The sequence below is a fragment of the Pedobacter sp. 22226 genome (genome assembly GCF_052045455.1).
Classification (GTDB): domain Bacteria; phylum Bacteroidota; class Bacteroidia; order Sphingobacteriales; family Sphingobacteriaceae; genus Pedobacter; species Pedobacter jeongneungensis.
Genome location: NZ_JBQEPB010000004.1, coordinates 35,964 through 46,024 on the forward strand (window position 1 = coordinate 35,964; position 10,061 = coordinate 46,024).

General features: G+C 39.3%; 9 protein-coding genes. 2 read left to right on the forward strand and 7 right to left on the reverse strand.

Annotation, left to right across the window (positions count from 1 at the left end; translation table 11 throughout):
* Positions 1-70: 70 nt before the first annotated feature.
* Positions 71-424, forward strand: a complete 354-nt coding sequence (locus tag ACTJKC_RS09705) for a hypothetical protein (RefSeq protein ID WP_440791468.1) — start codon at positions 71-73, stop codon at positions 422-424.
* Positions 425-556: 132 nt separating this feature from the next.
* Here the strand turns inward: ACTJKC_RS09705 and ACTJKC_RS09710 are convergent, their stop codons facing one another.
* Together ACTJKC_RS09710 and ACTJKC_RS09715 are read right to left on the reverse strand one after the other, a co-directional pair.
* Complete coding sequence (locus ACTJKC_RS09710) at positions 557-1,756, reverse strand: DUF1501 domain-containing protein (protein ID WP_440791470.1); 1,200 nt, start codon at positions 1,754-1,756, stop codon at positions 557-559.
* A gap of 200 nt (positions 1,757-1,956) precedes the next feature.
* Positions 1,957-3,399: a DUF1800 domain-containing protein gene (locus ACTJKC_RS09715; RefSeq protein WP_344852248.1), complete on the reverse strand. Its 1,443-nt coding sequence runs from the start codon at positions 3,397-3,399 to the stop codon at positions 1,957-1,959.
* A 73-nt stretch (positions 3,400-3,472) separates the two neighbouring features.
* Here ACTJKC_RS09715 and aat point away from each other — a divergent pair, with 73 nt between their 5' ends.
* Positions 3,473-4,105 (forward strand): leucyl/phenylalanyl-tRNA--protein transferase, encoded by a 633-nt coding sequence (aat, locus tag ACTJKC_RS09720; protein ID WP_440791472.1) that lies wholly within the window; start codon positions 3,473-3,475, stop codon positions 4,103-4,105.
* A gap of 236 nt (positions 4,106-4,341) precedes the next feature.
* Here the strand turns inward: aat and ACTJKC_RS09725 are convergent, their stop codons facing one another.
* The 5 genes from ACTJKC_RS09725 to ACTJKC_RS09745 all read right to left on the reverse strand — a co-directional run bounded on the left by ACTJKC_RS09725 (position 4,342) and on the right by ACTJKC_RS09745 (position 9,848).
* Positions 4,342-4,944, reverse strand: coding sequence for a TMEM175 family protein (locus ACTJKC_RS09725; protein WP_344852246.1), 603 nt, complete (start codon positions 4,942-4,944; stop codon positions 4,342-4,344).
* 109 nt (positions 4,945-5,053) lie between these two features.
* The gene (locus tag ACTJKC_RS09730) at positions 5,054-5,836 is read right to left on the reverse strand and encodes a 3-keto-disaccharide hydrolase (RefSeq protein WP_293310408.1); all 783 of its coding nucleotides are present in this window, start codon (positions 5,834-5,836) and stop codon (positions 5,054-5,056) included.
* Positions 5,837-5,901: 65 nt separating this feature from the next.
* Complete coding sequence (locus tag ACTJKC_RS09735; protein WP_025143335.1) at positions 5,902-6,219, reverse strand: YgaP family membrane protein; 318 nt, start codon at positions 6,217-6,219, stop codon at positions 5,902-5,904.
* A 145-nt stretch (positions 6,220-6,364) separates the two neighbouring features.
* A complete protein-coding gene (locus ACTJKC_RS09740) occupies positions 6,365-6,751 on the reverse strand; it encodes a GxxExxY protein (protein WP_440791475.1) in 387 nt (128 codons plus the stop codon).
* 205 nt (positions 6,752-6,956) lie between these two features.
* Positions 6,957-9,848, reverse strand: a complete 2,892-nt coding sequence (locus ACTJKC_RS09745; protein ID WP_440791477.1) for a DEAD/DEAH box helicase — start codon at positions 9,846-9,848, stop codon at positions 6,957-6,959.
* Positions 9,849-10,061: the final 213 nt, after the last annotated feature.

Sequence of the window (10,061 nt, forward strand, 5' to 3'; positions counted from 1 at the left end):
TGTTACAGATAACATGTGCATTCTTAATAGATTCTCTGTAATTTAGAATTACACACAAAAGAAACACAACATGAAAAAATTAATTCTTGCAGCGGTACTTGCCGCCTGCTTTGGGCTATCTGATGCCAAAGCTCAAAACGTTAACGGAGTAAAATTGACTGATATCCATGTAGATTACATCCAGGTACGGGCAGTAAAAAGTTTTTTAGCCGATAAACAATGGATTGCCTTTGAATATGGACAGAAAGTGGGTGATTATAGCGAAACGTACATCAGGGACGATAATGATAAAAAACTCGAATTTAATTCAGCATTAGATTGTTTGAATAAGTTAAAAGGCTATGGCTACGAGCTGTTGAGTGTTTACACCGAGCAAACTGGTACGGATTCTAACCGCCCCGTTTATGTGCTGAAGAGGAAGTAAGGTACAACTTCTTTGAAATCACCGTCATCTCGAGCGGAGAGTAACGAAGTCGAGAGATCTATCGAGGCAGATCTCTCCCTGCCCGATGCAGGCGGGCATTTCACTACGTTTCATTCGGGATGACGGACCTTTCTATATAAAATCGAGTGTATTAAATTTCTTATTCAGGATATCAGCATTATTCACATCCAGCCATTTATCGAGAATGGTGCCATAAACCTGCCTGAAATCCAGCTGGTATTTTAAATCGCCGGTATCCAGATCACTTAAGTTTGGTGCGGCATTGAAAATGCCTTGTTTCTTTAACTTTCCGCCGAAAACAAACATGTTATTTGCCGTTCCGTGGTCGGTGCCGTTACTGGCATTTTGTTCTACCCTGCGGCCAAATTCGGAGAAGGTAATTACCAGGGTATCGTCTAATTTATTATTGGTTTTCAAGTCTTTCAGGAAAGCGGCCATGCCTTCGCTATATTGTTTAAGCAAATTCCCCTGCTGACCGATCTGGTTTACATGGGTATCGAAACCGCTTAGCGAAACATAATAAACCCTTGTTTTTAATCCCGACGAAATAAATTTTGAAACCGTTTTCAACTGGTTGGCAAAACCCGAATTAGGATAGGTTGATTTGGACTGATAAATTTTTGAGGTATTCTGAATATAATTGGCTGACGAAGAAGTTTCGATCATCGTTTTATATAAATAACCGAGATTATCTTCGTCCAGATGTTCTTTATCATTCTGCAACATGGCTTTAAAAAACGGATCGTTGGTATTGCGGAACAATGCTGCGGGGTCTTTAAGGGCAATGCCTTTTTTAGTTTGTCCTTTCATGGCCAGAGAAAGCGAATCATCTACTTCAATTGCCGTATATGGAAATTTGCAGGTTTGGCAGTTGCTATCTAAATAACGGCCAATCCATCCCGTAGAAAGGAATTGATTGCTGTCGCTACCAGTTTGCCAGATATCCATCGAACGGAAATGTGAACGATCAGGATTAGGGTAACCCACATCGTTAATAATGGTCATCCAGCCCTGATCATGTATTTCCTGCAGTGCGGCCATGTTCGGGTTTAAGCCCTGCATATCATTCAGTTTAATTACTTCCTCAGGTTTAATGGCAATGCTTTTCCTTTTTTGGTAGTAAATGTCATTTCCGAAAGGAATAACCGTATTCAAGCCATCGTTTCCGCCAGAGAGTTGCACCACAACCAGATTCTTGTATAAACTCAATTCATCAAGCGCCATGGCCTCGAGCGGTTTCATAAAAGCCGGAACAAATAGCGAACCTGCTGCCATAAATCCTGTATTTCTTAAAAAGTTTCTTCTGTTCATTTTGCTAATGTTTTGGTTTGGTGGTTGACTTGGTTATTGGTTCATGGTATTTTGGTTGATGGTTCATGGCCACGATATTTAAGGGTAATAATTCATGGTTCTTTGACTTATTGTTTTGGGTTTACCGAATCAGCTATCAACCATAAGCTATCAAACCATTAACAATTATTCAAATTTAATATTCGATTAGTTTATCCATGCTAGCAAAGCTGATACTCCGGCATACTCGTAATCTCTACCGCTGTACTCCGCAACCCTTTATTATCGCTAACCATAGTGGTAATTTTATCGTTTAATTTTGGCTGTAGTAAAAACCGGGTAAGTTCTAATGGCGTTAATCCCTTTGGTAAAGTGCTTAAAAATTTAGACCAGTCGGCATTTGCATTAACGTATGATTTTGGTTTGCTGTTAGCATTGGCATTAGTGGTTGCCACCCTGCTCAAAGCAATTACGGCTTCATCTTCCGGATCGGCCTTACCACTGAAATCGATTTCCCCGTCATTTAAAACCAGCGAAGGAATGCGCATCCTTAACATAAGCGAGGAGCTGTCGATCCAGCTTTGTCCGCCAGGCCAGCCCGCAACGTTTGGGGGATTAAATAAATACTGACCTAAACTGCTCTGTAACTGGATTAAAACCTGTGGTTTATTGTAAGTGACATAAAACTCGCGACTTAAACCTACCAGAAACTCAGCTGGTGATTTAATTTTTGTACCTACATTTTCCGGACTGTAAAACCAATCGGAGGTAAACATTTTTTTCATCATCGAAGCAATATCGTATTTCGAATTGTAGAAATGTGCAGCCAGTTCTTTAACATGATCCTCGTTGGGATTATCATTTACAAAGAATTTATACACTTTCCTGGCGATAAATTGTGAAGTTTCGGGTTTTTCTAAAATAATATCGATGATGTTTTCGCCTTCAAAATTTCCGGTTTTACCGAAAAAAGTTTTGGTACCGGTATCGTGAAGGTTCTGTCTGAAAATAAATGAACCATCTTTATCGTACATCCAGCCGGTAAAAGAACGGGCAGATTCTTTAATATCCTGTTCCGCATAATTACCTCTACCCAGGGTGAAAAGTTCCATGAGTTCGCGGGCGAAATTCTCATTTGGCTTGCCTTTCTTGTTCTGCTGGTTATTGAGGTATTGCAACATGGCCGGCGACTTAGAAACTTCAACCAGCAGGGTTTTAAAACTGCCCAATGCGTTTTTGCGTTGAATGTTGTTTAGCTGTTGTGCAAAAAAAGGATTGTTACTGCGGCAGGCAAAATGCCCATGCCAAAAGAGCGTCATTTTCTCCCTTAAGGGTGCATCAGTATTAATCATCTGGTTGATGAACGCAATGTTGAGGTCGCGGCTTACTTCGTTCTGCTCGCGCACAATCTGCTGGCGCATTTTCTTTTCATCATCAGTCAGGTCTTTCTTAGCGTATAAACCCGCCTGTACCAAAAGTTGCCGTCTTGATTCAAAATCATTCACTAATTTGATCGGATCGTCTTTTTGCGAATCTTTAAGCAGGTTATCAACCACTTTATCGAGGTTTTTTTTGCTTAATTTCTGTAAATCGGTATAAGAAATTCCGAAGCCCGCCCGGTTGTAAAGATGTTTTACTTTTAAGAAATTATCTTTTGCGTTCATAATGGACAATTTAACAGTATGACTTATTTAAAACGCAAGGGTTTAATCTTTGTTTTCTTTCTTATTTTCGCCTATGTTTTTTCAACTCTCTGATGATCACCCCGGTTTCCCTGATCCAGCTTTGGCAGAAGAGGATGGTTTATTGGCCATTGGCGGCGATTTGAGTATGGAAAGGCTGTTAATTGCCTATTCAAACGGTATATTTCCATGGTTTAGTGAGGGCGAACCTATTTTATGGTACTCGCCACATGAACGCTGTGTTATTTATCCAGCTAAAATCAAGGTCAGCAAAAGCATGAAGAAAATTTTAAAGGACGAGGTTTTTAAAATTACTTTTAACCAGGCTTTTGCAGAAGTGATCCGGAATTGTGCCACAACGGAAAGAAAAGGGCAGGACGGAACGTGGATTACCAATGAAATGCAGCAGGCTTACATCAATCTGCATCAGCAGGGTTATGCGCATAGTGTAGAAGTTTGGCTGGAAAACCGGTTAGTTGGTGGTTTGTACGGGCTAAAGGTTAACCGTGTTTTTTGCGGCGAAAGCATGTTTAGTCATGTAAGTAACGCCTCAAAAGCTGCACTCATCTTTTTAAGTAAAATGAATATCGATTTAATTGACTGTCAGTTACCGAATGATCATTTAATGAGTTTAGGTGCAGAAATGATTGATCGTGAATTGTATATGGAGATATTACAGGCAGGTTAATGCCGAAATCCGCTTAGTTTGTCAATTTATTTGAAGCGCCGCTTGCTGCTACTATTTAGGTTTCTTCCCACTTTCCGTTTTATCCCGAAGAAAAATCGGGATGTTCACTTCAATCGGGGCTAAGGGGCCAGGCTTGAATTGCTATTTTCGGCTAACGCCATAAGAAATTAATTTTGGATGGTTCTCAGAAGTATTACTGCATGTTTATTTTCAAATAAAACGCAAAGAATTATTTCTCACTTACTATCATCAATTAAACCTTGCTCGCGCATAGCGTTTTCTATTCTTCTGTCAGGAATAAACCAGATGCAGGCCACCAGGAAATAAAGTGCAACACCGATCCATGGATTGATAAAACTTAAGCCGATGCCAGCAATATAGAAGAGTAGTGAGAATTTTCCTTTGGCATCGTTACCGATTGCATGTACCACTAACGAATGCTGCCCTTCGGTTCTTTTAATTACGATAACGAGTAAAGTATAAGAAATTGCCGCAAGAAGGAGTACCGCGCCGTAAATAATAACCGGCCATAAAGCAAAATGATGCTCGCCCATCCACCCGGCAGCAACCGGAAATAAAGAAAGCCAGAACAGAAAATTTAGGTTGGCCCAAAGCATCGATCCGTTTACCTTTTTCACTGCGTGCAATAAATGATGATGATTGTTCCAGTAGATGCCTACATAAATGAAACTGAGGATATAGCTAATAAATTTAGGGATCAGTGGTTTTAAGGTTGCCAAAGTTTCGCCATGTTCGGGAACTTTAATCTCTAAAACCATAATGGTAATGATGATTGCAATAACACCATCGCTAAATGCTTCTAACCTGCCTTTGTTCATAAAAAATCCGACCTTAAATAATCTGTTTACAATTATCAGTCAAATTATGTTATAAAACAAAACCTGCAAGCTTTTGGCCTGCAGGTTCCTTATTGTTGTTTTGTTGAAATTATAATTCTCTTACCCAGATATTTCTAAAGCTAATGGCCGGACTTGGGTCGCCGTGATCTTGTAATTTAATTGAAGCCGGACCATGCTTTTTGTATTCAGGGGCACCAATATAACGGGTTTCGCCTTTTAAAACATAACCATTTTGTAAAAGCACTCCATTTAGAAACAAGGTAACGCTTGCCGGTTTTTGTACTGTTCCATCTTCGTTAAAGCGTGGCGCATTCCAGATGATATCGTAATACTGCCATTCGCCTGGTTTTTTGTTGGCATTGGCTAATGGAATGGCTTGTTTGTAAACACTTCCGGTTTGTCCGTTAACATAGGTTTTGTTGTTATAAGCATCCATAATCTGGATTTCGTAACCATCATCACCACCGCCGGTTGAAGCTAAAAATACGCCACTGTTACCTCGTGCCTGACCTTCGCCAGAAATATTTTCAGGAATTTTCCATTCCATATGCAATTGGTAATCGGTAAATTTTTTATTGGTTTCGATATTTCCAGTGCCTTTTTTTACGGTGAAAAATCCATCGTCTATTGTCCAGGCAGCTGGCTTAGACGGATCTTTAACAGAGTGCCAGGCATCTAAATTGCGGCCGTTAAAAAGGACAATTGCATCAGAAGGTGCATCCTGAGGCAGTTTGCCAGGGGTAACAATTTTAGGTACAGGCGACCAAACCTCGGTTGTTTTGGGGTCTTTGGCAGGATCTGGTTTTTTATCTTGTGCCATAGCTTGCCCTGCAAATAAAACAGGAATAAATAATAGTGTGTACTTGTTCATAATTGTGGTTTAACTTTTTAAAGTTAACCAGTTTATTAAGAAATGGAAATTTAGTATTTAAAATTTTACCCCAAATCGTCAACAACGTAGGTTTCACTTATAATCACTTCATCAGGGGCAATATCTTCTTTGCGTTGCTCGGCTAAATCGCGCAACGGGCAGTAACCTGTAATGCCGCGGTATAATAAACCTGCACCTATAGCTGCACCGGTTAAACCGATTACCGGGTGTGAAAATATACTGGTAATGCCTTTAAATAATAAATAGGTACCTGCCGCTCCTGATAACCAACGCTCGGATTTTGAAACATTTTCGAATAATTCAGGGTACTTCCAGGCTTCTTTTACGTTATTTACTGCGGTATTAAAATCTTGATTTGTCATGATGGTAGAATTTATGTTCTATTGTATAACAAGTTAGGAGGGAATGAGTTTTGAAAAGAAAATTAAAATAGAGTTTATCGCGAAAACACAGATTCATTTTTGTTTTTGGCCACGGATTCACGGATTTACACGGAGATTGAGCTATTTATAAAACCACACGTTTAATTTCAAGGCTTTGCTTTCCAAAATTTAAAATAAGACCGACTTTGCAACCAGAACATCGGAGGTAGTTTAGTGTTTGTGCGATGTCTGCACTTGAAATTGCGCTTTTGGCTTTAATTTCTAATATAACCGAATCGAAAATAATAAAATCGGCATAAAAACTGTGTGGCAACAAAATATCCTTATAATAAAGTTGATATAGTTTTTCTCTTTCATAAAAATACCCCCTGCTTTCTAATTCAATGCAAAATGCATCTTTATATACAATTTCTAAAAAACCACAGCCTAAATGATTATGAATTTCAATGGCTGCATTAATAATGAGATTTGTTTCGTTTTTTAGAGGAAAGTCTGATTGTAGAATGTCCATACCAAGTATTTAACATAATTTTAATTCAATTAACTTGGGATGTTATACACTAATATAGCAAAATAGCATGAAGCCGCGAAACCTACTCCGTGTTTTCAGTGCCTCCGTGGCAAAAAATAATAAAATTGGCTTTTAGGCATTAAAAGAATTTGTGATTTTAGTGCAAAAGAGATAAACAGAAAGATCTGTGTCTAAATTTTAGTACCTAATTCAATATATCCCTGATATCCTCTTTACTCAACGATTTAAAGAAGCTTTCTTCTGTGGTGATCAATGAGTTAGCGAGTGATTTTTTACGATTCTGCAATGCAAGGATTTTCTCTTCAACGGTGTCCTTTGCAATGAATTTATAGATGAAAACTTTTTTATCCTGGCCAATACGGTGTGTCCTGTCGATGGCTTGCTGCTCTACAGCCGGGTTCCACCAGGGGTCGAGGATAAAAACATAATCGGCCTGTGTTAAGTTTAAGCCCACACCACCGGCTTTTATGGAGATCAGGAAAACCTTTAAATCGGTATTCTGCTGAAATTCGGAAACAATTTCGCCACGGTTGCGGGTGGCACCGTCTAAATAAGCGAAAGGAATATTTTCGGCTTCAAAATGTTTTTTAAAGATATCGAGGTGTTTTACAAACTGAGAAAATACCAGAACCTTATGTCCGCCTTTAAGCACGTTATCCAGGGTATGGATTACGTTTTCAAATTTGCCGGAATCAGAAATATATTCGCCATCGATCATTACGGGATGATTAGCCAGCTGGCGCAAAGCGGTTAATCCCTGTAAAAGCTGAACCTGTTTTTGCGCAAAAGTGCCATCATCCATGCTCTGCAGCAGGTCGTTACGGTAGGCAGATTTTGTCTTTTCGTAATAAGCGGCCTGGTCTTCACTCATGTCGCAATAAATTACCTGCTCCGTTTTGGGTGGTAACTCTGCGGCCACCTGCTCTTTCGTTCTGCGAAGTACAAATGGTTTGATAATCGATTGCAGTTTTCGCGCTTTTTCTTCGTCCTTTTTCTTTTCGATTGCCTGCACATATTCTTCGTAGAAAAATGCCTGCGTACCCAATAAACCCGGGTTTAAGAAAGTTAACTGCGACCATAAATCGCTCACTGAATTTTCTACCGGTGTACCGCTCAGAATCAGTTTGTGTTTCGATTTTAAGCTTCTAACGGCTTTAAAAGATTTAGATGCCGGGTTTTTAATGTTCTGACTTTCGTCGAGAATGATATAGTTGAAATAGAAATTTTTCAGTTCGTCTACATCTACCCTGGTTACGCCATAAGTGGTAATAATGATGTCGTAATTGACAAAATTGGCCACATCCTTATTCCGGTTAGTACCAGTGTGCGCCAAAATTTTAAGCTTTGGTGTAAACTTTTTCGCTTCTGTTAACCAGTTATATATTAACGAGGTAGGCATGATGATCAGCGATGTGGTTTGTGTGCCCAACAATTGATCATCTTCCTTCACTTTTTGCAGCATGGCCAAAGTCTGGATGGTTTTACCCAACCCCATATCATCGGCTAAACAACCACCAAAATTATATTCGCGTAAAAAGCTAAACCAATTATAGCCCGCTTTTTGATAATCGCGTAAACTGCCTTTAAAATGCACGGGCATCTGCGTATCGGCAATGTCTTCAAAATCTGATAAGCGCTGAAGCTTACGTTCTAGCGTAACATTTGCCAAACTATCTTCGGCCAGATCGTTAATTAAACCGATGTGGTGTTTCTTTAATTTAAGCGTTTGCCCGGCTTCTGCCAAACTGAAAAGACTGCCATATTGGGTAAACCATTTATCGGGGATAATGGCCACTTCGCCATCTGGCAATAAAAACTCACGCTTTTTATGTAAAATATGCTGTTTTAAGGACAGAAATGGAATCTGGTATTTGCCAAACCATACTACAGCATGAATATCGAACCAATCGTTTCCTTCTTTAACTTCAAGATCGATTTTACTGGCACCTAACACAAATTTTTTCTGTCCGGTGGCCTGTTCAATTTCAAAACCTGCTGCCTCTAATAGCTCAATATGCTCATTTACCCAGTTAATGGCAGCATAACTTGGGTTTTCATCTGCAGCACCTACTTCGAGGTTGCTGAACAAAGAACTTGTTTTTTTAAGTCCTAATGAAAGCAACAGGTTAAACTGCTTTTTCTCCCATTCGGCCGAACGTTTTATCCGGTGGAAAATATAATTATCGGCCGTTTTTTCTAAACGTACGGTTACTTTATGCGCATTTTCGACCGGAAAAGTATATTCGCCATACTTAAAATATAACTGGATCTGCGATAAACCGCCATCTACATATAAAACCTTAATTACCGGTGTTGCCTCAAACTGTTCGGTTCTGATTTCGAAACCCTCTGCATACACATGGTGTTTTTCGATCAGTGGCGCAACAAATTTTTCGAAATAAGTGGCTTCGGTAGTTTTGGGGATGGCAATAAAACGTTTGTTTAGAAAAGGCTGGAGTTTTTTGCCCTCAATATCCTGATCAAAAAAGTACAATACATCGTTCAGTAATAACCAGGCAGGTTTGTTACTGATAATCTGCGCTTCTTTAAACATAAACTCAATGCGCAGGTTCTGGTATTTAATGGTCGGGAAATAACGGGTTTCGGTTTCATTCCTCCTGAAATGGAAGAGGATAGAGGCAGGTTCATCTGCAAGTTCGATTTTACGCTCTACAGGCCAGCCATCTTTATCCATTACATAGAGCTCGTTTTTAACCTTTAAAATTTCTAAGGCTTCGGCGAGTTTCTTTTCAATTTTCGGGCGCACGTTTTCGTAAAACTTATCGTCGAAAACCTTGGTGAAAAACTCGGTTGGCCTGATTAATTTTTTATAATACTTTTTAATCAGCGAGTCCTGCTCAATGTCGTCTAAAATCTTGATCAGCTTATAATCGATTTCACTCAGGCAGGCATTAAATTCTTCTGCGGTATGGGTAAAAATCCGCTGGTAGGTAAAAGAAAAATCGCCCTGAGGATTTAGCTGAACAACGTGAGGTTCAATTAAATAGCCAAGGTACTCATGTTTGCACAAAGAGTACACCACTTTACAGGCTTTAGAACTATCGACACGTAACATTGATGGATTTAAAATTTTTGTAAGCTAAGCGCTTAAAAAACTTTAAACTTACAATATTTTGGGATTACATCAAAAGAACTGGCCGTTTTTGGGAGAAAAAATATAGAGAAATTTTATGCGTAATAAAAATAAAGCTGAAAGGCAATAGTTTAACCGGCAGCTGTTAATCAGGAGGGTAAAATGCCCCGCCCGGGATGCAAATATTAATACTTT

What these genes read in the sequence shown, in the direction of transcription:
- ACTJKC_RS09705 (WP_440791468.1), top strand. Translation starts at nt 71, where the DNA reads ATGAAAAAATTAATTCTTGCAGCGGTACTTGCCGCCTGCTTTGGGCTA.
- ACTJKC_RS09730 (WP_293310408.1), bottom strand. Translation starts at nt 5,836, where the DNA reads ATGAACAAGTACACACTATTATTTATTCCTGTTTTATTTGCAGGGCAA.
- ACTJKC_RS09740 (WP_440791475.1), bottom strand. Translation starts at nt 6,751, where the DNA reads ATGGACATTCTACAATCAGACTTTCCTCTAAAAAACGAAACAAATCTC.
- aat (WP_440791472.1), top strand. Translation starts at nt 3,473, where the DNA reads ATGTTTTTTCAACTCTCTGATGATCACCCCGGTTTCCCTGATCCAGCT.
- ACTJKC_RS09735 (WP_025143335.1), bottom strand. Translation starts at nt 6,219, where the DNA reads ATGACAAATCAAGATTTTAATACCGCAGTAAATAACGTAAAAGAAGCC.
- ACTJKC_RS09715 (WP_344852248.1), bottom strand. Translation starts at nt 3,399, where the DNA reads ATGAACGCAAAAGATAATTTCTTAAAAGTAAAACATCTTTACAACCGG.
- ACTJKC_RS09710 (WP_440791470.1), bottom strand. Translation starts at nt 1,756, where the DNA reads ATGAACAGAAGAAACTTTTTAAGAAATACAGGATTTATGGCAGCAGGT.
- ACTJKC_RS09725 (WP_344852246.1), bottom strand. Translation starts at nt 4,944, where the DNA reads ATGAACAAAGGCAGGTTAGAAGCATTTAGCGATGGTGTTATTGCAATC.
- ACTJKC_RS09745 (WP_440791477.1), bottom strand. Translation starts at nt 9,848, where the DNA reads ATGTTACGTGTCGATAGTTCTAAAGCCTGTAAAGTGGTGTACTCTTTG.